Below are 23,353 nucleotides of genomic sequence, written 5' to 3'. Positions count from 1 at the left end.
ACAAGGGGTGCGCGGATCGATGCGCGGGCGCAGGTCATCCGGGTGCGGGATCAGGCGGGTGCGGGCCGCGACATACCCGACGGCCTGCCCCGCGCGCCCGGCTCCTGCACCGGCATGCTGTTCGGCGGCACCGGGTACGAGGCGCCCATGTTGACGAACCCGAGCCCCATGCTGCCGCCGCACTGCAGCACTGCGGGCCCCACCCGGCTGTAGCCGTCGAACATCTGCGGCACCGTGGGATCGGGCCTGCCCGCGAAGTTGAACGCCGAGGTCATGTCGCCGCAGGTGGACCGGCGCCACGGCGTCAGGTTGGGCACGTCCACCCCGAACCGGCGCTCGATGAGCCGCAACTGCGAGGTGTGGTCGAACACCTCGGAGGAGACCAGGCCTCCGCGACTGTACGGCGAGATCACCAGCCCCGGCACGCGGAACCCGAGCCCGATCGGCCCCGCGATGCCGTCGGCATCGTCCACCCCGCCAAGAGGCACCGTGAGGTACTCCCCGGGGGTGCCGGGCGGCGGGGTGGGTGGGGCGACGTGGTCGAAGAAGCCGCCGTTCTCGTCGTAACTGACGATGAGCGCCGTCTTCTCCCACACCGCGGGGTTGGCGGTGAGGATGTCGAGGGCCATCAGCAGTCCGGTGGCGCCCAGCGCCGGGGGCAGCGCGGGGTGCTCGCAGTCGAGCAGGCGCGGGATCAGCCACGACACCGCGGGAAGGCGGTCGTTCTCCACGTCGTCGCGGAACCCGTCCGGATAGGTCGGATCCTTGCCCTTGCGGGCGAGCACCGACGCGGGATCCGCGGCCTGGCGGAAACACCCCATCATGCCGTCGAGCACCACGGCCGACACCGGACCCAGATCCCTGTTGTTGTAGATCTTCCAGGAGACCCCGGCCTCCTCGAGATTCTCCGGCATGGTGCGCCAGCTGTAGGTGTTCTGGGGGATGAGGTACGGCGTCTTCACCAGCGGCCCGCCGTGCGTCCCGTCGGGGTCGATGGTGCCGCTCATCCAGTACAGCCGGTTGGGGTCGGTGGGGCCCATCACCGAGCAGTAGTAGTTGTCGCAGATGGTGAAGGCGTCGGCCAGGTCGTAGTGCACCGGAAGGTCCGCGCGGGTGTAGTAGCCCATGGTGGCCGGGCCGTTGGCGGGCCCCTCCGCGGCGATGTGCTCGGGGATCCACCGGTCCATGGCACCGCCGTTCCAGGCGCGGTGCTGCGCACCCCAGCTGTGGGTGGGATCGTTGATGCACTCGCCGTCGAGCGCCGGGCCCCGGTTGGTGTCCAGGCGGAACGGGTTGACGTAGCCGTCGGGGGTGGGCCCCACGCCCGGCTGGAATCCGTACTGGTTCCACGCCGGGGACGGATCGCCGAATCCGCGCACTCCCGACAGGGTGCCGAAATAGTGGTCGAACGAGCGGTTCTCGTTCATCAGCAGCACGATGTGCTCGATGTCGTCCAGCGACCCCGTCCCGGCCGGGTCCGCGGCGTAGGCGCGCTCGATGACGGGGCCGGCCCATGATGTCAGCACCGCCATCCCGCCCGCCGCGGTCACCTTGGCGAGGAACTCGCGGCGGGACATTCCTGCGAACGGGCCCTGAGGCATGGGCGGCTCCTTGATCGGGCGGTTCGCCTGATCGACAGCGGATCGCGTGATGCACGCAGTATCCGCGTCCCCCGCTCCCGCCGCGCCGGGTTCCGTCAATTCATGGAATACCGGACAGTCCGAGCACCGTTTCCCGCCGGGATGGCGCGATCAGGCGCTCGGGCTGTGCAGGAGGCGCTCGGCCGGGCCAGCACAGGAACGCGCGCTAGCGGAACCCGCAGGCTGACCCAGCGTCGGCGGCGTCCTCCACCACCACGGGGAGCCCAGGCGCCGGCGGGACGTCCCCCGCCTCCACCTGGGCCCCGGTCAGCGGCGGCGCGTCGGTCAACGCCCGCAGCTCCGCCTGCGTGAACGGGCGCGAGCGGGTGAGGAACCGGACGCCCTCGGGCGCCTCCAGGCTGAAGCCTCCGCCGCGCCCGGCGACCACGTCGAGGATCAGCTGGGTGTGCTGCCACGCCGCGAACTGCGGCCCGGAGATCCACACGGCCACGGCGTTCTCGCCGATGGGGCGCGCGGCCGGAACCACACCGGGCTCCGCCGCCAGGTCGAGCTCCCCAAGGAGGACGTCGCGGTCGCCCACCAGGAACTCCCCGGCGCCGTAGCACATCGGCGAGGACCCGTCGCAGCAGCCGCCGGACTGGTGGAGCATGAGCGGACCGTGCCGGCGGCGCAGGCTGCACAGCAGGTCTCGGGCGGCGACCGTGGCGGCCACGCGCGGAGGTGCGATCATCGGCTGGTCCTCGGATCCGGGTGCATTCCAGGTCGGTCTGGTTCCGGTGCGGGGGACGGCCTCAGCACATGTCCCCCGCACCGGTGTCGGAGTCCCCGGCCGCCGCAGGAGGGGGGATGCGGCGGCCGGGGAAGACGGTCAGAAGAAGCCCTGCGCACCTTCCGCGTAGGAGACGAGCAGGTTCTTCGTCTGCTGGTAGTGGTCGAGCATCATGCGGTGGTTCTCCCGGCCGAAGCCCGACTGCTTGTACCCGCCGAACGCCGCGTGCGCCGGGTACTGGTGGTAGGTGTTGGTCCACACGCGCCCCGCCTGGATGTCGCGGCCCGCACGGTAGGCGGTGGAGCCGTTGCGCGACCAGACGCCGGCGCCCAGCCCGTAGAGGGTGTCGTTGGCGATGCGGATGGCGTCGTCGTAGTCGGTGAACGAGGTGACCGAGACGACGGGGCCGAAGATCTCCTCCTGGAAGATCCGCATGTCGTTGGAGCCCGCGAACACGGTCGGCTGGATGTAGTAGCCGCCGGACAGGTCGCCGCCCAGGTCGGACCGCTCGCCGCCGGTGATCACCTTGGCGCCCTCGGCCTTGCCGATGTCGATGTAGGACAGGATCTTCTCGAACTGGTCGTTCGAGGCCTGCGCACCGATCATCGTCTCGGTGTCGAGCGGGTCGCCCTGACGCACCGCCTTGGTCCGGATGGCCGCGAGCTCCAGGAACTCGTCGTAGATGGTGTTCTGGATGAGCGACCGCGACGGGCAGGTGCACACCTCGCCCTGGTTGAGGGCGAACATCGTGAACCCCTCGAGCGCCTTGTCCTGGTACGCGTCAGCCTTGGCCAGGACGTCGTCGAAGAAGATGTTGGGGCTCTTGCCGCCCAGCTCGAGCGTGACCGGGATGAGGTTCTGGCTGGCGTACTGCATGATCAGCCGGCCCGTGGTGGTCTCGCCCGTGAACGCCACCTTGGCGATGCGATTGCTGGACGCCAGCGGCTTGCCCGTCTCGGTGCCGAAGCCGTTGACGATGTTGAGGACGCCGTCCGGCAGCAGGTCGCCGATGATGGAGATCAGGTGCATGATCGACGCCGGGGTCTGCTCGGCCGGCTTCATCACGATGGCGTTGCCGGCCGCGAGCGCGGGCGCCAGCTTCCAGGTGGCCATGAGGATCGGGAAGTTCCACGGGATGATCTGGCCGACCACGCCCAGCGGCTCGTGGAAGTGGTACGCCACGGTGTCCTCGTCGATCTGCGAGAGCGAGCCCTCCTGCGCGCGGATCGCGCCGGCGAAGTACCGGAAGTGATCGATGGCGAGCGGGATGTCCGCGTTGAGCGTCTCGCGGATCGGCTTGCCGTTGTCCCACGACTCGGCGACGGCGATCGACTCGAGGTTCGCCTCCATGCGGTCGGCGATGCTGTTGAGCACCCGCGCCCGCTCGGCGGCGGTGGACTTGCCCCAGGCGGGGGCGGCGGCGTGGGCGGCGTCCAGCGCCAGATCCACGTCGGCGGCGCCGGACCGTGCGACCTCGCAGAATGCCTGACCGGTGACCGGCGTGGTGTTCTCGAAGTACTCGCCGCCCACCGGGGCGGTCCAGGTGCCGCCGATCCAGTTGTCGTAGCGGGACTGGAAGGACATCACAGCATCCGGTGCACCGGGGCGGGCATACACGGTCATCGCGCACTCCTTTGGTTCGTGTTCACCACCCGGCCGACCGGGTGTGATTCACGACACTAGGCGCGCGGACGTTGCAACCGGGTTGCAGCGCGGCCGAATCGGCGCTCCAGCAGGTCCGCATGCGCCTTGGCCTGCACGAAAGCAGGAGAGCCGACGGGGAATGCGGCGACGAGGGACTGCCAGACGGCCTGATCGTCCCGGCCGCTCGACGTCGTGGCCCACCGCTGCACCAGCGACGGGTCTCCGCTGCGGAGCACCGCCTCACGCATGCGCGCGTCGACGGAATCCCGCACGTCCGACACCCCGGGAGCCAGCGAATCCGGCAGCACCGGGCCGCGGTAGAGGCGCAACGCACCGGCCACGTCCCCCCTGCCCAACGCGCCGCGGACCGCCATCACGTCTGTCAGCACCTCGCCGGTCAGCCGGTACGGACGCGAGGCGACGGTGTCCACGCCCAGCACCCGGCGGAGCCGTGACATCTCGGCGCGCACCGTCACCGAGTCCAGGGACCGCTCGTCGAGTTGCACGGCGAGCTGCTCTGCACCCATCCCGTCGGGGTATTCGGTGAGCAACACCAGGATCTCGGCGTGCCGGGGGCTGAGTCGAAGCTCGCCGCCGGCGTGGCGCAGCGTGGGCCGGTCGCGGCCGAGCACCCGCAACCGGCGCGCGGCCGGCGCGTCCGCTCCGGGGAACGTCGCCAGCCCGCCGTCTACCGACGGCGCACCGGGCTGCTCCGCGCCGCCGCCCGCCACCGCATGCAGGCGCAGTTCGGCTTCCGCCGCCGCCACCGTCGCCCGCACCAGTGTCAGGACCTCGGGGGCGGCCACCCGCATGCCTCCGGTGATGTCGATGGAGCCCAGGATCGCCCCGGTGGCCGGGTCGTGCACCGGCGCGGCGGCGCAACTCCACCGCCGGGCGGGGCGCGCGAAGTGCTCGGCGCCGAACAGCTGGACGCAGTGATCCAACGCCAGCGAGGTGCCGGGGGCGTTGGTGCCGATGGTCGCCTCGCTCCAGTCGGCACCCTCGGCGAAGGCCATGTCCGCGGCACGATCACGCATCGACGCGTCGCCTTCCACCCACAGCAGGCGCCCCAGCGAGTCGCTGATCGCGACGAGCAGGCCGGAATCGACAGCATCCTCGACGAGTAGCCGACGCACCACCGGAAGCATCGTGGACAGCGGGTGGGCGGACCGATATTCGCGCAGGTCCGCCCCGGTCAGCGCCAGGCTAGCGCCGGTGGCCTCCGGGTCGACCCCGCTGCGCCTGCTCCGTTCCCACGACTCCAGGACCACTGCGCGGACGTCGCCGTCGGACTGCGCGTCGCCGTCCGCGTCCGCCGCATCGCCGCCTGCGACCCCTGTCCGGCGGGTGACGAACCGCTCATGGGCCTCGCCGAGCCGCCGGGCCACCGCCGCGGCGTCCTCCCCCGGGCGCAGCGCGACCCATCCCCCCGCGCGCCCGCCGACTCCGGGTGCCGCGTCATTGCCGGATTCCGTATCCGCCGCCACCGTCGCCCTCCTTCCTGTGGCCACCACTGTAATCGTGGTCACAGGGACGAGAGCAATCGTGGCAGGCCTTCACCCTCGCCGCGGGAGCAGCGCCGCGACGCTGCGCGCACGGATCGCGCCCAGCCACAGGCCGGCCCCGTAGCCCGCGTCGTCGAGCCGCTTGCACACCACGTACCGCAGCGGGTCGAGCCGCGGCCGCCGCCACCGCCCGTTCCCGCCCCGCAAGTCACGCTCGCACCAATCGACCAGCCCCTCGGCGACGGCCGTGGCCACGACGACCCGCCGCGCGCGCGGCGACACCACGGCGGCGATCACCGCCAACGGCCAGTAGTGCCGGCACACCCCCAGCGCCAGCTGCCACAGCGCGGACACGAGACCGAGAGCCAGCAGTCGGGCCGCGGTGCCCCCGGGATGCCGCAGCCCGGACAGGGTGCGCGCGATCCGCACCCCCGCGCCGGCGGAGACGACGGCGGCGACGCCCGCTCCGGCGCGCGTACCGGTGAACACCGCGGCCCCCGCGACCGCGGACCACGGGGCGAGGATCAGCGGCGCCACCTCCCCCGGATGGCGCTCGGCGAGCGGCGCCGCCCCCAGCCCGTAGTACGCCTTGCGCCCCAGCCACCCGCGCAGCCGCGTGCGGTGTTCGTGCGTCACCTCCGCGTCGGGGTCGTAGCGCAACCGCCATCCCGCCTCGTGCAGGCGCCAGCACAGGTCCACGTCCTCGGCCACGTGCATGCGCTCGTCGAAACCCCCGCCCGCGGAGACTTCCGTCGCGATGCCGGTGATCGCCGTCCGCCGCACCACCATCGCAGCGCTCGGCACGTATGACACCGGGGTGCCGGGCACCACCGGGCCCGGCGCCGCGCCCAGGTCCAAAGACGACCGGATCTCCTCGTAACGGGTGAGGCCTGCACCGGGCCACGCATTCTCCGGCTCGTCCGCGGCGTCGAGCGCCGTGATGCGCGGCGCGGCGAGCGCGACGGACGGGTCGGTGAAGTGCGCCGACAGCGCGTCCAGCCAGCCCGGCCGGGGGACGGTGTCCGAGTCGAGGAACGCGACGAGCGCGGTATCGCAGGCGGCCAGCCCCGCGTTGCGCGCGGCGGCCGGGCCGCGCGGCGCATCGTGGCGGATGATCCGCGCGCCGGGAGCGTGGACCGGCGCCGGCGAGCCGTCGTCGACGACGATCACCGGCACGCCGACGAGTGCGCGCAGCAGCCGGTCGATCCCCGGCTGGTTGTCGTGCACCGGGATCACGACCGTCACCTCGTGCAGCGGCTCCGCGCTCAGGCCGATGTCGGCGGGCGACAGGGCAGGGTGGGCGATGCCGGCGTCGAGCAGCCGGCGGGCCAGCGCGCCGGTCACCGCGTCGACCACCGTCAGCTCCCCCGACGCGAGCAGCTCGGCGGCACGGGGCTTGAGCCGGAGCAGCCGGGTGGGCGCGCCGCCGATCAGCGCCGTGCCACCGTCGAGGACGCGCACCGACGCACCGACGCGGACGCGGAAACCGATGGGGAGTCCGTCACTCACGCCGCGATCCTCCCGTGCCCGTCCGGGCTCCACCCGTCGACCGCCGCCTGCAGCTCCGCGCACAGGGTTTCGACGGTCCGCCGCCCCTCCTCCGCGGTCGCGGCCGTGGGGTCGCCGAGCACGCCGGACCCGCTCACCGCGGCGACGCCGCCCTCGCGTATCGCCTGCCACAGGTCACCGGCAGGTGCCGTGTTCCCGGGGGCCGCCGCACCCATCCGGACCGATCCCGGCGCCAGGTGCAGCATCATCGCCGTCTCGGTACGGCCCGCGTGGGCGTCGCCGTCCTGGATCACCGGCGTCCACCATGCGGCGTCGCGGCCCTCGTAGCGCAGCAGCTTCACCGCGGACGCCAGCGCAGAGGCGTTGCCGCCGTGCCCGTTGACGAAGACGATCCGCGGCGCCCACCGGCAGGCCGAACGCCCGTATTCGACGAGGAGCAGCCGCAGGGCCTCGGAGCCGATCGACACCGTGCCGGGGAACTGTTCGTGCTCGCCGCTGGCGCCGTAGGCGATGGCGGGCGCGACCACCCGCCCCAGCGACGCGGCGACGGCGGTGGCGATGCGGGTGTCGGTGTCGAGCGGCAGGTGCGGGCCGTGCTGTTCCATGGACCCGACCGGCACCACCAGCAGGTCCGCCGCGGCCTCGGGCCATGCGGATTCCGCCAGGTTCACAGCGCGGCCCCCGATCCCGGTGCGGAAGTCGATCCCGGTGCAGCACCCGACCCCAGCATCGCCCCCACGCGCTCGCCCTCGCGGATCGCGGCGTCCGCGCGGCGCGGGGCCAGCGCGTCGCCGATCCGGTACACGCGGAACCCGGCAGCCGAACCGGCCGCGCCGACGGTCTCCGGCCGACCGTCGCCCTGCGCGCCGCCTGTCAGCGCGCGCCACAGCGTGTCGTCGCTGCGCTGCTGCCCCGCGAACACCACCCGGTCCCAGTCGTCTTCGGTTGCCGCCCCGGTCGGGTGGTGCACGAGGGTGACGCGCACGCCCGCGCCGTGCCGCCGCGCCGCGGCGATGACGGTGTCGGCGCGCTGCCGGATGCCGGCCCGATGCGCACGGGCAAGCCAGCCCTCACGGTCCAGAGTCACACCCAGATCCTGCCCCACGACCATGCCGTCGGTGCACACGGTCACCGCGCAGCCGCGCGCCGCGAGAAACTCGGCCACCGAGGTGGCGGGGTGGAAACCCAGGCCGTCGACGACGAGGACCCGGCTGCCGGCGGCGTCGGTGCCGTGCCACGCCCGATCCGGCGCCGCAAGCACCTCGCGCACATCCGCATACGCTCCGACCGGCAGTCCGCGCGCCCACTCCGGCGCGTCGGGCAGCGCGCCGGTGGCGACGACGACCGCGTCGGGTGTCGCGCCCGCGCTGACCGTCCCCGCCCGGACGGCGACGCCGCACTCGATGCGTACCCCGGCCGCGGCGCACCGCCGCGCGAGGTCCCGCGTGATCTCCGCAAGTCCCTCCCGGTACGGCGCAGCGGCGGCGAGCACGATCTGCCCGCCGAGCCGTGGGCGACTCTCGAACAGGGTCACCTCGTGGCCGCGTTCGGCCGCCACTGCCGCGGCCTGCATCCCCGCCGGGCCGCCGCCCACCACGATGACGCGCAGACGTCGTGCCGGGGCGGACAGGCCGACGAGCGTGTGCGTCGCGTTCTCCCGGCCCGCATGCGGGTTCTGGAGGCAGCGGATGGGGCGGTTGAACCCGACCCGCCCGATGCACTCCTGATTGCACGCCGAGCACACGCGCGGTCCGCCGGCCGTGCCGCCGGTCAGTGCCGCCACCGCCTCAACCGTGAAGTCCGGGTCGGCGATCTGGCCGCGCACCACGCCCACCAGGTCGCACGCTCCGTCGCGCAGGGCGGCCTCCGCCTCGCCGGGCCTGGAGAACCGGCCGACGCCCACCACGGGCAGGTCGACGGCGGCACGCAGGGCCGACGGGATGTGCAGCGCGTAACCGGCCGGTGTCGCCATCGACGCTTCGATCAGGTGCAGCGTGCTCGTCGCCAGCCCGATCGAGGTGTTGATGTAGTCGACGTCGCCGGTCGCCTCCACGCGCCGCGCCACCGCCACTGCCTCGTCGAGCGTGATCCCGCCGTCTACCCGCTCCTCCCCCGCCAGCCGGACGCCCAGGATCTTCCCGGGGCCCAACGCGTCGCGCACGGCGGCGATCACCTCGAGCAGGAACCGCGCCCGCCGGGCGAGCGTGCCGCCGTACTCGTCGTCCCGGAGATTGGTGCCGGACGCGAGGAACTGCCGGATCAGGGAGGCCTGCGAGCATTGCAGTTCCACCCCGTCGAACCCGCCGAGGCGGCAGTGCCGGGCGGTGTCGGCGAAGCCGCGCACGATGTCCGCGATCCCGGCGTGGTCCAGCGGGCGGGGCACCTCGCGGAACATCGGGTCCCATACGGCACTCGGCGCGGAAAGCGCGCGGCGGGTGTACAGCGAGCTGCCCTGCGCGCCGTTGTGGTTGAGCTGGGAGAGGACGACGGCGCCGTGCGCGTGGACGCGGTCCGTGATCGCCCGGTAGCCGTCGATCGCGCCCGGGTCGTAGCCGCGGATGAGCTTCTCGTAGGGGCGGTCCGAGGCGTGCACGGTGTGCTCCTCGGTGATGATCAGTCCCGCACCGCCGCGCGCCCGCGCCTCGTAGTAGGCGGCGTGGTCGGCGTTCGGCAACCCGTCCACCGCGAGGTTGGTCAGGTGCGCGCAGAACACGACGCGGTTGCGCAGCACCGCTGAGCGGCCGTCGGCTCCCAGCCGCAGCGGGGACGACAGCAGCGGGGTGGCCGGGGTTTCGTCGTTGCGCACCCGTCCGACGGTAGTCGGGCGGGTGCGCAACGAGGGTCAACCCTGGTCCGCGGGGCCGCCTACAGTGCAGGCCAGCCGAGCAGTTCGCGCGAAGCCGACTCGTCGTACAGCTTCTCCAATCGGGTGATCTTGTTCTCCGAATTGATCCGGATCGAGTAGACGAACGGGATCTCCGCCATTTTGCGCGTCGGCGCCACCGGCCCGCCGTCGCCGGTGTGCTGGGCGTAGGACATCCCCTGCAGCAAGGCGATACCACTGTCCGCGTCGTAAGCGGAGGCGACGAGCGCATACGTCGAACCGCGGAATGTGGTGGCGAACGCGCCGGCGACCTGGTCGCAGTACGCCTCCAGCGTCGTCAGGCCGGTGTAGCTGCCGGCGGGGCTGTGGAACTGCGCATCGGTTTCGGCGAATCTGCGGCATTCATCCCACCCCTTTGCGGATTCGCAGGCGTGGAAGAAGTTCTGTGCGGTCTCCAGGGCTCCCATGGGGCTTCCTTCCGATGATGTGTCACAGACGACGGATGCGCATGTGACGCACATCATTTCGCGATACATGAATGGTGCCGCACTCCTCCCGACAGGCGGGAAACATCGTGAATCCACGACTGGCGTCCAGACTCCGTGGTAGAGGCCAAAAGTCCGGCGTGATGCCGGTCGCGCGCCTCGGTCGCACGGCGAGAAACGCCGAAACGAACCATCCGGCGTCCCATGCCTCTACAGTTGCTGCGGAGAACGACCGCGAAGGAGATCCCCGTGGCCGCCCCCGCAACGATCCGCACCCTCGGCGCGACAATCGCGACGACCGCCGCGCTCGGCATCGCGCTGGCCCTCGGCGCCGGCACCGCCCACGCCTACGACTGGACCGGCGTCGCCCAGTGCGAATCCAGCGGAAACTGGCACATCGACACCGGCAACGGCTTCTACGGCGGGCTGCAGTTCAGCATGCCCACCTGGCAGGCGTACGGCGGCGTCGGGAACCCGGCCCACGCCACCCGCGCGGATCAGGTGAGGGTGGCGGAGCGCGTGCTCGCGGGTCAGGGTATCGGCGCATGGCCGACGTGCGGACAGCATCTGCGCCCCGGCATCAGTCCCGCACTGGCCGCCGAGGGGTTCCTGCCGCCGGGGTCGGTGGACCTGCTCCCAGGCTCGATTGCGCTGCCGCCGGGGTCGCTGGGGCCGCCTCCAGGTTCGTTCGACCCGTTCGCTTCGGCATCCGCGATGATCCCCCCGGGCTCGATCACGCTGCCGTTCCCCTGAGCCGCCGAGCCAGACCACCAGTCCGAGCACCTCGTGCACATCGATCCCTGGTGAACGCGCGCGCGGCGTGTGCACGAGGCGCTCGGACTGCGAGAAGCCCCCGAGGGGAATGATCCCGGGACACGGGATGATGACGGCATGACGAGCACCGCACTGCGCTTCCCTTCCGCCTCGCCAGCGGCGTTCCTCGGCCGCGACGATTATGTCGACACGGCGAATCCGAACATTCTGGCGCTGGCGCGCGACCTGCGGGCGCGGGCCGGCCACACCGCGACCGCCACCGACACCGACGACGCCACGGCCTATGCCCGAACGGCCTTCGAATGGGTGCGCGACGCGGTGGCGCATTCGTACGACGCCCGAGATCCGCGCGTGACGCTCACGGCGGCCGAGGTGCTCGCCGAGCGGGTGGGGCTCTGCTACGCGAAGGCGCATCTGCTGGCCGCGCTGCTGCGGTGCGAGGGCATCCCCGCCGGCTTGTGCTACCAACGGCTCGAGCACGGCGACGGGCACGTACTGCACGGCCTCGTGGCCGTGCACCTGGACGGCGCCTGGCACCGGCAGGACCCGCGCGGCAACACCGGCGGCATCGACGCGCAGCTCTCGCTGGGCACCGAGCGCCTGGCGTGGGCCGTCGATCCGGCCCGCGGCGAGGTCGACTACCTGGAGCTATACGCGACGCCGGCCCGGTGCGTCGTCGACACGCTCCGGGGCGCGAGCAATGTGCTCGACCTCTACGACGGCGGGTTGCCGACGGGGCTGTGACGGCCCCCGTCGCGGTCCTGACCGCGTCCCCCTCCGCCCTCCCGGCGTCGCGCAATCACCGTCTTCGCAGCCTCCTCCCCGTCGCGCACCGCCTCGAGCACCGTCCGCGGCGCCACGCAGTCACCGATCCACGCATACCCATCGGCCTCACCACCGAGGACCGTCCCCGGCAGCCCCGGGGAGCAGTCGACGACCAGGCCGCATTCCACCTCCGCACGCTCGCCCGTGTGCCGGTTCTCCACCACGGCGGCGCCGCTCTCCTGTGACCGGATGTGCGAATACACATGCCGCATCACCCCCGCACGCTGAAGCCGCACATTGACGCCGACCAGGTCGCCCGCGCGTGCGAGGTCCGCGCCCACCACCGGATCCGGCGTGACGATGCCGACGTCGACGCCCCGCCCGGCCAGCCATTCCGTGACGGCGATCCCCATCGGCCCGCCGATCGGATCCCACACCAGTACGGGACCGTCCGGCGCCACGGCTCTGCGGAGCAGCACGCCCGCATCGGTCCACCACCCCCACGGGAACCCGGCGGGCCGGGGGGCGGAACCGCTGGCCCGTACGACGTGCACTCCCGACGCGGCCGCAGCCGCGGCACGCTCCGCCCCGTCGTCGACGCCGCACTCGATCGCGACACCGAGTCGGGCGCACTCGGCCTCGAGCCAGTCCGCGAACAGTGCCAGCCGGGGGCGGGCTGCCGCCGCCACCCGCAACGTCCCGCCCGGCCGGGGAGCGCGCTCGACGACGGTCACTTCAGCTCCGTGCGAAGCGAACTCCCGCGCCGCGGTGAGCCCGGCCGGCCCCGCCCCCACGATGAGCGCGCGCCGCGGCACGACCCGCGGCTCTCCCAGGCCGACGGCACCTCCGTCGTCGGCGGGGCGAGGCCGCACGACGCAGTCGACCAGCGGGTTGCGCGGATCGTCCACCATGCACGCCTGGTTGCACAGCAGGCACGGCCGGTGCGGCGCGCCCGCCCGCGCACTGGTCACCAACTGCGGATCGGCGATGAGGGCGCGGGTCATCTCGACGACGTCCGCCGTGCCGTCCGCCAGGAAGCCCTGCGCCGCAGCCGGGTCCGTCACAGAACCCTGCAACGCGACGACCGCTCGGCCGCCGGCGGCCGAGCGCATCGCACGGCACAGTCCCGCGTTGAACCCGGGCGCAGTATCGAACCTCGCGTGCTCCTGCGCCCACGGCGGCAACGCCACCGGCCGGTACGCGTCGACGGTGTAGAGGCCGCCGCGCACCACGGTGATCAGGTCCGCGATGTCCGCGGCGCGGCGCACCACGTCGGCCGCCCCGCCGGGCGTGATGCCGCCCCAGGCCACGGCCTCGTCGCAGCTGAGCCGCAGCGCCACCACGGCATCCCCGACGGCCTCGCGCACCGCGCCGAGCACCTCGAGCAGCAGTGCGGCGCGGTCCTCCCCGTAGGCGTCGGTCCGGTGGTTTGTGAGGTTGGAAAGGAACTGCCGCAGCAGCGATGTCGGCCCGGCGTCGACCTCCACGCCGTCGCATCCGGCCCCGGTGGCGAGCCGCGCGGAATCCGCGAATCCGGCGACGACTGCGCCGATCTCGCCGCGCTCCATGACCACGGGCATCTCCCGGCCGGCCGGATCCGCCACCGCCGACGGCCCCCAGAGCGCGCGCCGGTCCCCGTACGCGCTGCTGCCCTGCATCCCGCGGTGCCCGAGACCCGCGAGCACAAGGGTGCCGTGGGGACGGCAGGCACCGGCGATCCGCGCCCAGCCGTCAGCGCACTCCGCGGCGAGCGGCGCGCGCTCGTACGGCCAATCCGACGGATGCACCGACGCCGTCTCCGTCACGACGATTCCCGCACCACCGGCCGCACGCTCGGCGTAATAGGCAGCATGCGCGGGTGAGAGCGCGCGGCCTTCGCCCAGGTTCGTGACGTGCGGCCCCAACAGCGCCGCGGACGGCGGTAGCCGCCCCGCCAGAGGTCCCCGTGCTGCAAGCCGAACCCGCGCGGCCGATGCCGGCCGCGCGGGTTCGTCGTCGTGCATGGTCGCGCTACTCAGACATCCGACTCCGCTCAGACACCCAGCTTGCGCACGAAGTCCTCGGCGATGATGAGGTCCTCGCGGCTGAGATCATGCACCGACTTGTGGCCGAGTCCCAGCACGGCCGAGTCGATGCCGCTACGCATGATGTCCAGCACGTTCTCCACGCCGGCCTGCCCGTTGGCTGCGAGGCCCCACAGGTAGGCGCGGCCGATCATCACGGCCTTCGCGCCAAGCGCGAGCGCCTTGACGACGTCGCCGCCGCGGCGCACGCCGCCGTCCATGACGACCTCGACCTGGTCGCCCACCGCGTCGGCGATGGGGCCCAGCGCGCGGATCGGCCCGGGCGTGCCGTCGAGGTTGTTGCCGCCGTGGTTGGACACGGAGATCGCGGTGACGCCCGCGTCGACGGCGCGCTTGGCGTCATCGACGCGCATGACGCCCTTGAGCATGAAGTTCTCGCCCCACTGCTCGCGCAGCCAGGCCACGTCTTCCCACGTGGGCAGCGGCGTACCCATCCACTCGCCGTAGGCGCCGAAGAACGTGGGCGCAGGCTGGCCGGGCTTCTTCAGGTTCGGCGTGGTGAGATCCGGGATGGAGCCGGACTTGGCGTACTGCAGCAACCACTTCGGATGCAACGCGCCCTGCAGGGCGTTCTTGCGCATCGCGGTGAAGTCCATCTTCTCCGGGATCTCGGGGCTGCCCCAGTCACGGCCCATGGAGAACGACCAGTCGAGCGTCATGATCAGGCCCTTGGCGCCGGCGGCCCGGGCGCGTTCCATGCGCTCGACGAGCGTGTCGCGGTCGCCCACCCAGTACATCTGGAAGAACGTCTGCGGGTTCGCGTCCGCGACCTCTTCGATGGACTTGCTCGCGAAGGAGCTCAACCCCATCGCCACTCCCCTGTTGGCGGCGGCGCGTGCGACGGCCACCTCACCGTCGGGGTGCACGGCCTGCACGCCGGTGGGCGAGATCATCACCGGCATCGACAGCGGCTGGCCCATCACCTCGGTTGCCAGCTCGCGCTCGTCCTTCAGGCCCGCGACGTGCGGCGCAAAACCGAGCTCGCTGAACGCGTTCATGTTGTCGCTCGTCGTCAACCCCTTCTCGGAGCCGGCGACCAGCGCCATGTAGACCGGCCGCGGCAGGTGCTTCTTCGCACGGCGCTGCGCCTCGGCGACGGTCTCGAACCAGGGATTTACCATGTGCTGCTACTTCTTTCCGATGATCTCGATGATCCAGGTGTGGTCGGTGCCCGCTCAGCGCATCTGCTCGGGCAGGTCCGCCAGCGGGTTCTCGTCGCATGCGCGCGACGGGGGCCGCGTGATGAGGTTGAGCGGAATGGGCGTGCCCGGCCCGCCGCCGCGCTTGCGGCCGCGGTGCGATTGATCGACGCTGGGCTTCGGCAGCGCCATGTCGATGCCGCGGTCGGCCAGCAACGCCTCGCCGTAGCCCTTCACGCATTCCGGGTCGGGGCCGTCGAGCGGCAGTCCGGTGAAGAACTTCGCGGCCATGCAGCCGCCGCGGCACGAGTCGTAGAAGTTGCAGCTGGCGCACGCCCCCGCGGACTGCGGCTCGCGCAGCTCGCGGAACAGCTCCGCCGACTTCCACACCGACTCGAATCCGCCGTCGCGCAGCACGTTGCCCGCCAGGAACTCATCGTGGATGGCGAACGGGCAGGCGTAGACGTCGCCGACCGGGTCGATCAGGCACACGACGCGGCCGGCCCCGCACAGGTTGAGCCCCGGCAGCCCGCCGCCGTTGCCCCCCGCGCCGGTGCCGTCCCCGTAGGCGGACAGGTGGAAGAACGAGTCGCCCGTGAGAACGCCTTCGCCGTGGGCGACGAGCCAGTCGTAGAGCTCGCGCTGCTGCTCGGGCAAGGGGTGCAGCTCGTCCCACACGTCCACGGCGCGGCCCGACGGGCGCAGCCGGGTGATGCGCAGGGTGGCGCCGAAACGGTCCGCGAGCGCCTTGAATTCGTCGAGCTGCGAGATGTTGTGGCGGGTGACGACCACCGAGATCTTGGCGTCCTTGAATCCGGCGTCGGCCAGGTTCTGCAGGGCCTTGGTGGCCATGTCGAACGAGCCCTTGCCGCGCACCGCGTCGTTGACCTCGGCGGTGGCGCCGTCGAGCGAGATCTGCACGTCGACGTAGTCGGAAGCGGCCAGCCGCTCGGCCACCGCGCGGTCGATCTTGAGGCCGTTCGTCGAGAACTTGACGCCCACCTGGTGGTCGGTGGCGTAATCGACGAGCTCCCAGAAGTCGGGGCGCACGGTCGGCTCGCCCCCGCCGATGTTCACGTAGAACACCTGCATGCGCTGCAGCTCATCGATGATCGCTTTGCACTGCTCGGTGCTGAGCTCGTCGGGATTGCGCCGACCCGACGACGACAGGCAGTGCACGCACGACAGATTGCATGCGTAGGTGAGTTCCCAGGTCAGGCAGATGGGGGCGTCGAGGCCGGACTCGAATTGGTCGACCAGGCGGCCGACGGGCGCCGGCTGCGAAAGTGTGGCGGTCATGGGTCCTCCGTTACTGCTCAGGCGGCCGACTGGTTGGAACACACGAGCATGTCCGACGACACGAGCGTCGTCAGTGCGTGCACGTACAGGTGCCGCGAATTCTCATCGACACCGGCCGCGTCGATGGCGGCGGCGATGGACGGGTGCTCGGGCAACGACTGCACGATCCCCACGATGGTCCGGTTCTTCAGGAACGAAAGCTTCCTGGTGCCGAAGTGGTAAAGCAGCGCACCGAACGGCTCGGGGCGCAGCGCCACCTGGGGGTGCAGCCGCCACCCGGGCTCGTTCTCGAACCCGGGGGCGGCGGCAGTCATCAGTAGACCCCGCACATGCCGTCGATCGAGACCTCCTCGATCAGCGACTCCTCGGCCACGACGGTGTCCACGGCATCGGCCTGGACTGCTTTGCGGTCGGACATGCGAACCTCCTTCGACGGTGGCCACGGCCAGATGAGGACTGTGACCTGATACATCACTGTAATGGCATCGGGTGCATAATTGCATCACTAGGAGGAGATCCGATGCCGAAGATCACGAAACCCGCCGGTCGGGCAGGTCGGCGCCCCTCCACCAGTGCCGACCGCATCGGCGCAGTGGGGATCAAGCTGTTCACCGAACAGGGCTTCGAGAAGACGAGCGTCGATGAGATCGCCGAGACGGCCGGCATCGCCCGTCGCACCTTCTTCCGGTACTTCCCGTCGAAGAACGCCGTGCCCTGGGGGGATTTCGAGGGCCACCTCGAGCGTATGCGGGCGGGCCTCGACGGACTCCCGGACGACATCACGCCCGCCGAGGGCTTGCGGCGCGTGCTCATCAGGTTCAACACGTTCCCCGACGAGGAGGCCGTCACCCACCGGCGCAGAATGGCGCTGATCCTGGGCGAGCAGCCGTTGCAGGCGTACTCGATGCTGATGTACACGGATTGGCGGCACGCGATCGCCGAGTACGTGGCGCGGCGGACCGGCATGCGCGCCGACGATCACGTCCCGCAGTCCGTGGCGTGGACGCTGCTCGGCGTCGCCCTGTCCGCGTACGAGAAGTGGCTGGACGGGGCCGGGGGCGACCTGGTCGGCTCGCACGGCTCGGGGTCCGGCGCCCGGCTGCACGCCCTGCTCGACGAGGGGATGACGGTGCTCGAGCAGGGCCTCGGCTCGCTGCCGGTGGCGCGCGGCACCGCGGTCACGGACATCGCGGCCGACGTCACGCCCAGGCGGATCGGTAGCGCATACACGACGCGATGACTCCCCGATCCCGTCTGCCCTCAGGCCGTCCCGTCCACCTGCCCGCCGGCCGCAGCCGCGCTCATCAGCACTGCGTATGGGCGTAGAGGTCGCGTAGCAGCGCGACCTCGGCGAGGTGGTGGATGAGCTCGCGGTGGATGTGGAGCACCAGCGTCGACATCGGGTACTCCGCCCACGGGCCTTCCGCGGGGCCGCTCGGCGCCGAAAGCCCGTCCTCGCCGAGCCCCTCGACGCCCGCGAGCCAGGCGGCGTACTCCGTGTCCAGTTGATGCAGCGCGTCCCGCGCGGTGCCGGCGTAGTCGAACGTCGTGTAGTCCACCGGAGCCCGGCCGAAGTGACCCGCATTGCGCATGGCCAGGACGCCGACGATGACGTGACCGAGCCGCCAGGCGATCGTCGTCATCGGCGGGGGCGACGGCTCCGGGAACTCGAAGTCGATGGTGAAGTCTCCGGAGCCCCCTTCGATGGCGGCGGTGCCCTCGCCCCGCGGGTGCACCGTCCAGCAGCCGGGGGCCGGCCGCCAGAAGTACTCGGCGTCGGTCAGCCCCGCGAGCCGCGGCCGCACCTGCTCTTCCCAGTGCATCGTGATCTGGAAGCGCAGTTGTTCGTTCCAGGTGGATGTGTTCATGCCCCCACCGTGACAGGTCAACAGGACGGTTTCGGTCCTCTTTGTCCGTGATCGACGGATGGTGGGCCATGATCGACGGATGACGAGAACCGTCCGCACCCGCGCGGCGGGCGCACGGGCGCCCGACGATCACGCATCGGCCACCGCGGTACTGAACTCGCTGCGCCGCGGGCTCACCGACGACGATGCCGCAGGCCCGCTGTGGCGTGCCGCCCAGGTGTTCCGCGCCATCGGCTTCCTTTACGCGCTCGGCTTCCTCGTGGCAGTGGACGGGGATCTGCTGCACCCCGGGATCACCTGGGTACTGTTCGCTGCGCTGACCGCGGCGAACGCCGCGTCGATGGCCGGCTACCTGCACGGCTTCGCGCGGCGTGGATGGTGGGTGTCCGGCGAACTGGCCGTGTCGGCCGCGATGATGCTGTCCACCTCGTTGGTCGCCGACAAGGACTGGATCGCGCACAACCAGACCTGGCCGACCACCCTGTGGATGGCGAGCGCGGTGCTGTCGGCGGCCCTGGTCGGCGGGGCGCGCGCGGGATTCGCGGGCGCCGTGGTCATCGGCGCGGCGAACTACTTCGTCAAGGGCGAGATCGTCCTCAACATGGGACGCAACGCCACGATGATCCTCCTCGCCGCGGCGGCGGTGGCCGTGGGCATGGCCGCGACGCGGGCGCGCGTGACGCACGAGCGGTTGACGGCGGCGGTCGGTCTGGCCGCGCGGTCCGCCGAGCGCGACCGTCTGGCGCGCGAGGTGCACGACGGCGTACTGCAGGCCCTGGCGCTGATCGCCCGGCGTGGACGGGAGATCGGGGGCCCCACGGAGGAACTGGCGACGCTCGCCGCCGGGCAGGAACGCAGCCTCCGGCGCCTGATCGCCGAGGAGCCGCCCGCCCCTCGCCCGCAGGACGCGCGCTCGGGCCGCGATCTGGGTCCGGAGCTGCGGGCGAGAGCTTCCGATCGCATCCACGTGAGCACTCCGGCCGACCCGGTGGTCCTGCCCGCCGCCGTCGCCGACGAGGTGCTCGCCGCCGTCGCCAACGTCCTCGACAACGTCGCCCGGCACGCCGGCGCCGGCGCGCACACGTACATCCTGCTCGAGGACCTGGGCGACGAGGTGGTGGTCAGCGTCCGCGACGACGGTGCGGGCATACCGCCGGGCCGGTTGCAGGAGGCCGCCGCCGAGGGCCGGATGGGCGTCTCCCGGTCCATCATCGGCCGAGTGGAGCGCCTGGGCGGGCGCGCCCGTCTGGAATCCGCCCCCGGCTCCGGGACAGAATGGGAGCTGACCGTCCCGGCAGTCGTAGTCGAGACGGACACTGCAAGAAAGGCGGACTCCCGGTGACCGAGGCCACGCCGGCACTGCGTGTGATGGTGGTGGACGACCACCCCATGTGGCGCGAGGGTGTCGCCCGCGACCTCGCCGAGGAGGGATTCGACGTGGCGGCCACTGCCGACGGCGTCGCCGCCGCCGCGGCACGTGCCGCGGCGGTCCGGCCCGATGTGGTCCTGATGGACATGCAGATGCCCGACGGCTCCGGCGCCGACGCGACGGCACAGGTCCTCCAGGCGCATCCCGGTGCCCGCGTGCTGGTGCTGTCCGCCTCCGACGAGCGCGAGGACGTGCTCGACGCGATCAAGGCCGGCGCCACCGGGTACCTGGTCAAGAGCGCGCAGCGGTCCGAGCTGGTGGCCGCGGTCGTCGCCACCGGCGACGGGCAGGCCGTGTTCACGCCCGGCCTGGCCGGCCTGGTGCTCGGCGAGTACCGGCGGATCGCCCGCGCACCCCGGGCCGATGCCCCCGTTCTCACGCCGCGCGAGACCGAGGTGCTCCGGTACGTGGCGAAGGGGCTGTCGTCCCGGCAGATCGCCACACGGCTGGAGATCAGCACGCGCACAGTCGAGAACCATGTGGGCGCCGCCCTGCGCAAACTCCAGCTGGGCAACCGCGTGGAACTCGCGCGGTATGCCATCGAGCACGGGATCGACGGCGAGACCCGATAACAGTGCGCACCGGTCCGGCAGGGGGCAGATCACCAGAGGTAGATGACCAGGCCTTCTGAGTAGTTCTGCGCATGTGCGCCGCGCCAAGCACGGCAAGGCTGAGACGCATGAACCACTATCCCGGCTCGGCCGTCACCGCCGAACGCATCGACGCGCAGCTCCGCGAGCTGTCGCGCCGCGTCTCGGAAGTCTCGGCCGACTTCACGGCCTTCGTCCGCACCGATCTCGCGGAGCCCGCCCGGCCGCAGGTCCAATACGCCACCCCGCGAGCGCCCGCGGCCCCGTACCCTCAGCCGCCCTACCCGCAGCCGCCTAGCTCCCAGGCGCCTAGCTCCCAGGCGCACTTCCCGCAGGCCCCGTGGCCACAGCCGCCCTACCCGCAGTCGGCGCCTCCACGGCCCCCGGCCGCCGCGCGCAAGAGCGTTGCGGAACGCCTGTCGTCCGCCGCGGAACGCGGGCTGGTGGGCCGGGTGCTGGCGACGTTCGGCGTCGCGATCACCCTCATCGGCGTCGTATTGCTGCTGGTGCTCGCGGCACAGGCCGGCCTGCTGCGGCCGGAGGTGCGGGTCGCGGGCGGCGCGGCCCTCGCCGTCGCCCTGTTCGCCGCGGGAGCCCGCATCGGCCGGCACACCCCGAAGCGGTCCGGAGCGGCCGCCCTGGTGGCAACCGGCGTGGCCACCGCACTGTTCGACGTCCTCGCCTGCTCGACGATCTACCACTGGCTGCCGCCGGTGGCCGGCGTGCTCTCCGGAGGCGCGATCGCCGGCGCCGGCCTCGTTCTGGCGCACCGCTGGGACAGTCAGGCGCTGTGCCTGATGGTCTCGGTGCCAGTGCTGGTGTTCGCCCCCGTGATCACCGATGGTTCCGACGAGGTGCTGGTCGGCTTCACGCTCGCCTACGCGGCGGCGGTCCTGTGGCCGGGGCGGGGCCGCGACTGGACCGCGGTGTTCCTCGTCAACACAGCCGGCGCGACCCTGCCGCTGCTGGCCGCCGGAGTCTCCGGCGATCCCGCCGACTGGTTCTTCGGCGCCGCCGTCGCCGCCAACCTGACCCTGGCCCTCGCCTCCGCCCTGATCCTGCTTCCGTCGAGCTCCCGCCCCGTCCTCATCGCACTCGGCTCCGCGGCGGCCGCCCTGCCCGTCATGGCACTGCCGGGCGTGCTCGACCGCCCGTCGTCCGCCGCAGTGGCGGCAGTCTGCGCGCTGCTGCTGGTCGGCGTGGTGATCGGCACCGCGCACCGCACGCCGGTACCGCTCGGCGCGCGCAGCGTGTGGCTGTCGGCGGCCGCCCTCATCGCCCCGGTCACCGTCGCCTACGCCGCCACCGACGACGTGGACGCGGCGGCACTGCTGGGCATTGCGCTGGTGGCGGCGGTCGCGGTGCGCCACGCAGGCTCGCAGCAGCGGGTCCTGCTGGTCATCGCCACCGCGCTCGCCGGCATCGGGCTCTGCGCCATGGCGGCGGCCGGCGCCGTCGAACAGCTCTGGTCCCCGGATGCGCTCGACACCCCGCGGCGGGTGGGGATGCTCGTCGCCGCCGCTGTCGCCATCGCTGTGGTCGGGGTCCTCGCCGCGGCGTGGGCCGCGCGGCCCCGGCTGCGCGCCGAATACTGCTGGACCGTCGGCGGGGTGCTGTGCCTGGGCCTGCTCACCCAGGTCTGCCTGGGCACCGCCCAGCTGATCACCGGGGGCACCGAGAGCGGCTTCCGCGCCGGCCACACCGCCGCCACGCTGGTCTGGTTCGCCGCGGCCGCGGCCGCTCTGCTCCGGGCGCGCAGGCTGCACGACGGGCCCCGCGCGATCACGCTCACCGCGGGGCTCGCCGTCAGCGTCGCCGCCGTGGGCAAGCTGTTCCTGTTCGACCTGTCCGCGCTCGACGGGCTCTTCCGGGTCGTCGCCTTCGTCGCCGCCGGGCTCGTCCTGCTGGCGCTCGGCGTCGCCTACGCGCAGAGCCTCGGCGCCGACGGGAGCGGCCACGGAGTCCACCCGCACGCGCCCGCCGGATCCGGCCGCTGAACCGCGGCACCGGTCTTCCCCGAAGCCCGCGCCCCCGTTTGCGGGGCGCGGGCTTCGTCGGCGACCGCGCCGCACACGGTCCGCGTCGCGAGACGATCCGTGTAGCTTCAGAACTGCCTCCCTGCGCCGGACACCCCCGCACCCGCCACACCGCGAACACCAGGAGCCGCACCATGCCGCTGCGCTACGTCGCGATCGGAGACAGCCTCAGCGAGGGGGTCGGCGACACGCCCTGGCCCGACGGCACGCCGCGCGGCTGGACCGACCGGCTGGCCGCGCGCCTGGCCACGCACCACGGCGGCATCGAGTACGCCAACCTCGCGGTGCGCGGCTACAGGATCCGGCAGATCGTGCAGGCGCAGCGCGACGCCGCGGCGGCGCTCGCGCCCGACTACGTCACCGTCACCGCGGGCATGAACGACCTGCTCCGCCCGCGGCCCGACTTCGACACGCTGCATTCCGACCTGGTCGCCCTGGTCGAACCGTTCCACCGCAGCGGCACGCCGATGGTCTTCGTGCCCATCCCCGACCTGCGTCGCATCACCCCGGTCTCGCGGCTGCTCGAGCGCAACCGGGTGCGACTCAACGACGTCTACCGCGACCTGGCCGCCCACCACGGCGTGCACCCCATCACCGACACCACCGGCACCGTGTTCGAGGATCCGCGCGCCTGGGGCGACGATCACCTGCACCTCACGCCGCTGGGACACGCGCGCCTGGCGCAGGCCGCCGCCGACCTGTTCGGAATGCCCGGCTCCGGCGGCTGGGCCCCGCCGCCTGCCGGTCCTGTGCCGCGCGCGACGGTGCGCAGCGAGGCCCGCTGGGCGCGCGAGCACCTGGTGCCGTGGGTGGGACGGCGGTTGCGCGGCGCGTCGTCGGGCGACGGGCGTGGGGCTAAGTCTCCCCGGCCGCGCCCGGTCGCCGGCGGCATCGACGGCACCCTGTACTACCGGACCCGGCTGGAGAACGAGGCGGCCGGGCGATGCTGAGCACCCCTACCCCGATCCGAGCGCCGATCCTCCCGGACAACAGGGGAACCGGCGCTCGGACCGTGCAGTGGGCGCTCCGATC

At 72.4% G+C, this 23,353-nt stretch carries 21 protein-coding genes; 7 read left to right on the top strand and 14 right to left on the bottom strand.

The annotated features are described in order from the left end of the window. Window positions 1-50: 50 nt before the first annotated feature. The 8 genes from FO059_RS05870 to FO059_RS05835 all read right to left on the bottom strand — a co-directional run bounded on the left by FO059_RS05870 (window position 51) and on the right by FO059_RS05835 (window position 10,319). The gene (locus FO059_RS05870) at window positions 51-1,601 is read right to left on the bottom strand and encodes an alkaline phosphatase family protein (protein WP_143907136.1); all 1,551 of its coding nucleotides are present in this window, start codon (window positions 1,599-1,601) and stop codon (window positions 51-53) included. 205 nt (window positions 1,602-1,806) lie between these two features. Beyond that, window positions 1,807-2,331: a DUF779 domain-containing protein gene (locus tag FO059_RS05865; RefSeq protein ID WP_143907134.1), complete on the bottom strand. Its 525-nt coding sequence runs from the start codon at window positions 2,329-2,331 to the stop codon at window positions 1,807-1,809. Window positions 2,332-2,469: 138 nt separating this feature from the next. Next, complete coding sequence (gene exaC / locus FO059_RS05860; RefSeq protein ID WP_143907132.1) at window positions 2,470-3,993, bottom strand: acetaldehyde dehydrogenase ExaC; 1,524 nt, start codon at window positions 3,991-3,993, stop codon at window positions 2,470-2,472. A gap of 56 nt (window positions 3,994-4,049) precedes the next feature. Then, window positions 4,050-5,429: a helix-turn-helix domain-containing protein gene (locus tag FO059_RS05855; protein ID WP_143910487.1), complete on the bottom strand. Its 1,380-nt coding sequence runs from the start codon at window positions 5,427-5,429 to the stop codon at window positions 4,050-4,052. Window positions 5,430-5,570: 141 nt separating this feature from the next. Beyond that, entirely contained in the window at window positions 5,571-7,028 is a 1,458-nt protein-coding gene (mftF, locus tag FO059_RS05850; protein WP_143907130.1) for a mycofactocin biosynthesis glycosyltransferase MftF, read from the bottom strand. Beyond that, complete coding sequence (gene mftE, locus FO059_RS05845) at window positions 7,025-7,699, bottom strand: mycofactocin biosynthesis peptidyl-dipeptidase MftE (protein ID WP_143907127.1); 675 nt, start codon at window positions 7,697-7,699, stop codon at window positions 7,025-7,027. Before mftE ends, mftF begins: the two co-directional genes overlap by 4 nt. Beyond that, the gene (locus tag FO059_RS05840) at window positions 7,696-9,834 is read right to left on the bottom strand and encodes a mycofactocin system FadH/OYE family oxidoreductase 2 (protein WP_143907125.1); all 2,139 of its coding nucleotides are present in this window, start codon (window positions 9,832-9,834) and stop codon (window positions 7,696-7,698) included. Before FO059_RS05840 ends, mftE begins: the two co-directional genes overlap by 4 nt. Before the next feature lie 59 nt (window positions 9,835-9,893). Further along, window positions 9,894-10,319: a hypothetical protein gene (locus FO059_RS05835; RefSeq protein ID WP_143907123.1), complete on the bottom strand. Its 426-nt coding sequence runs from the start codon at window positions 10,317-10,319 to the stop codon at window positions 9,894-9,896. Between the two features lie 267 nt (window positions 10,320-10,586). On the opposite strand from FO059_RS05835, the gene FO059_RS18950 reads away from it, so the two are divergent. Together FO059_RS18950 and FO059_RS05825 are read left to right on the top strand one after the other, a co-directional pair. Beyond that, entirely contained in the window at window positions 10,587-11,090 is a 504-nt protein-coding gene (locus tag FO059_RS18950) for a transglycosylase family protein (RefSeq protein ID WP_372497901.1), read from the top strand. 138 nt (window positions 11,091-11,228) lie between these two features. After that, entirely contained in the window at window positions 11,229-11,855 is a 627-nt protein-coding gene (locus tag FO059_RS05825) for a transglutaminase domain-containing protein (protein WP_143907119.1), read from the top strand. On the opposite strand, the gene FO059_RS05820 is transcribed toward FO059_RS05825, so the two are convergent. The 5 genes from FO059_RS05820 to mftA are packed head-to-tail and all read right to left on the bottom strand — an operon-like array spanning window position 11,825 to window position 16,816. Further along, window positions 11,825-13,879: a mycofactocin system FadH/OYE family oxidoreductase 1 gene (locus FO059_RS05820; protein ID WP_143907117.1), complete on the bottom strand. Its 2,055-nt coding sequence runs from the start codon at window positions 13,877-13,879 to the stop codon at window positions 11,825-11,827. The genes FO059_RS05825 and FO059_RS05820 overlap by 31 nt on opposite strands. Window positions 13,880-13,908: 29 nt before the next feature. Next, entirely contained in the window at window positions 13,909-15,081 is a 1,173-nt protein-coding gene (gene mftD, locus FO059_RS05815) for a pre-mycofactocin synthase MftD (protein WP_143907115.1), read from the bottom strand. 54 nt (window positions 15,082-15,135) lie between these two features. After that, entirely contained in the window at window positions 15,136-16,398 is a 1,263-nt protein-coding gene (gene mftC / locus FO059_RS05810) for a mycofactocin radical SAM maturase (protein WP_143907113.1), read from the bottom strand. Between the two features lie 17 nt (window positions 16,399-16,415). Then, window positions 16,416-16,712, bottom strand: a complete 297-nt coding sequence (gene mftB, locus FO059_RS05805; protein WP_143907111.1) for a mycofactocin biosynthesis chaperone MftB — start codon at window positions 16,710-16,712, stop codon at window positions 16,416-16,418. Continuing rightward, a complete protein-coding gene (mftA, locus tag FO059_RS05800; protein WP_143907109.1) occupies window positions 16,712-16,816 on the bottom strand; it encodes a mycofactocin precursor MftA in 105 nt (34 codons plus the stop codon). The genes mftB and mftA overlap by 1 nt, the downstream gene beginning before the upstream one ends. 102 nt (window positions 16,817-16,918) lie before the next feature. On the opposite strand from mftA, the gene mftR reads away from it, so the two are divergent. Next, the gene (gene mftR, locus FO059_RS05795; protein ID WP_143907107.1) at window positions 16,919-17,638 is read left to right on the top strand and encodes a mycofactocin system transcriptional regulator; all 720 of its coding nucleotides are present in this window, start codon (window positions 16,919-16,921) and stop codon (window positions 17,636-17,638) included. Window positions 17,639-17,702: 64 nt separating this feature from the next. Here mftR and FO059_RS05790 read toward each other — a convergent pair whose 3' ends face one another. Further along, on the bottom strand, window positions 17,703-18,266 hold the full coding sequence (locus FO059_RS05790; protein WP_143907106.1) for a DinB family protein: 564 nt from the start codon (window positions 18,264-18,266) through the stop codon (window positions 17,703-17,705). Window positions 18,267-18,345: 79 nt separating this feature from the next. Between FO059_RS05790 and macS the strand changes: the two genes are divergently transcribed. The 4 genes from macS to FO059_RS05770 all read left to right on the top strand — a co-directional run bounded on the left by macS (window position 18,346) and on the right by FO059_RS05770 (window position 23,271). Further along, entirely contained in the window at window positions 18,346-19,608 is a 1,263-nt protein-coding gene (gene macS, locus FO059_RS05785; RefSeq protein ID WP_143907104.1) for a MacS family sensor histidine kinase, read from the top strand. Window positions 19,609-19,634: 26 nt separating this feature from the next. Then, window positions 19,635-20,267: a response regulator gene (locus FO059_RS05780; protein WP_143910486.1), complete on the top strand. Its 633-nt coding sequence runs from the start codon at window positions 19,635-19,637 to the stop codon at window positions 20,265-20,267. Between the two features lie 107 nt (window positions 20,268-20,374). Next, window positions 20,375-22,282: a DUF2339 domain-containing protein gene (locus FO059_RS05775; RefSeq protein WP_158726578.1), complete on the top strand. Its 1,908-nt coding sequence runs from the start codon at window positions 20,375-20,377 to the stop codon at window positions 22,280-22,282. A gap of 173 nt (window positions 22,283-22,455) precedes the next feature. Continuing rightward, window positions 22,456-23,271 (top strand): SGNH/GDSL hydrolase family protein, encoded by an 816-nt coding sequence (locus FO059_RS05770; protein WP_143907100.1) that lies wholly within the window; start codon window positions 22,456-22,458, stop codon window positions 23,269-23,271. Window positions 23,272-23,353: the final 82 nt, after the last annotated feature.

Source organism: Tomitella fengzijianii, assembly GCF_007559025.1.
Taxonomy (GTDB): Bacteria; Actinomycetota; Actinomycetes; order Mycobacteriales; family Mycobacteriaceae; genus Tomitella; species Tomitella fengzijianii.
Note: the sequence above shows the minus strand (reverse complement) of the source record. Positions and strands in the feature narration are given on the sequence as shown.

Coding starts and splice junctions, on each gene's coding strand:
- FO059_RS05870 (WP_143907136.1), bottom strand. CDS start 1,601: ATGCCTCAGGGCCCGTTCGCAGGAATGTCCCGCCGCGAGTTCCTCGCC.
- FO059_RS05865 (WP_143907134.1), bottom strand. CDS start 2,331: ATGATCGCACCTCCGCGCGTGGCCGCCACGGTCGCCGCCCGAGACCTG.
- exaC (WP_143907132.1), bottom strand. CDS start 3,993: ATGACCGTGTATGCCCGCCCCGGTGCACCGGATGCTGTGATGTCCTTC.
- FO059_RS05835 (WP_143907123.1), bottom strand. CDS start 10,319: ATGGGAGCCCTGGAGACCGCACAGAACTTCTTCCACGCCTGCGAATCC.
- FO059_RS05825 (WP_143907119.1), top strand. CDS start 11,229: ATGACGAGCACCGCACTGCGCTTCCCTTCCGCCTCGCCAGCGGCGTTC.
- FO059_RS05820 (WP_143907117.1), bottom strand. CDS start 13,879: ATGCACGACGACGAACCCGCGCGGCCGGCATCGGCCGCGCGGGTTCGG.
- mftD (WP_143907115.1), bottom strand. CDS start 15,081: ATGGTAAATCCCTGGTTCGAGACCGTCGCCGAGGCGCAGCGCCGTGCG.
- mftC (WP_143907113.1), bottom strand. CDS start 16,398: ATGACCGCCACACTTTCGCAGCCGGCGCCCGTCGGCCGCCTGGTCGAC.
- mftB (WP_143907111.1), bottom strand. CDS start 16,712: ATGACTGCCGCCGCCCCCGGGTTCGAGAACGAGCCCGGGTGGCGGCTG.
- mftA (WP_143907109.1), bottom strand. CDS start 16,816: ATGTCCGACCGCAAAGCAGTCCAGGCCGATGCCGTGGACACCGTCGTG.
- mftR (WP_143907107.1), top strand. CDS start 16,919: ATGCCGAAGATCACGAAACCCGCCGGTCGGGCAGGTCGGCGCCCCTCC.
- FO059_RS05790 (WP_143907106.1), bottom strand. CDS start 18,266: ATGAACACATCCACCTGGAACGAACAACTGCGCTTCCAGATCACGATG.
- macS (WP_143907104.1), top strand. CDS start 18,346: ATGACGAGAACCGTCCGCACCCGCGCGGCGGGCGCACGGGCGCCCGAC.
- FO059_RS05780 (WP_143910486.1), top strand. CDS start 19,635: ATGGTGGTGGACGACCACCCCATGTGGCGCGAGGGTGTCGCCCGCGAC.
- FO059_RS05775 (WP_158726578.1), top strand. CDS start 20,375: ATGAACCACTATCCCGGCTCGGCCGTCACCGCCGAACGCATCGACGCG.
- FO059_RS05770 (WP_143907100.1), top strand. CDS start 22,456: ATGCCGCTGCGCTACGTCGCGATCGGAGACAGCCTCAGCGAGGGGGTC.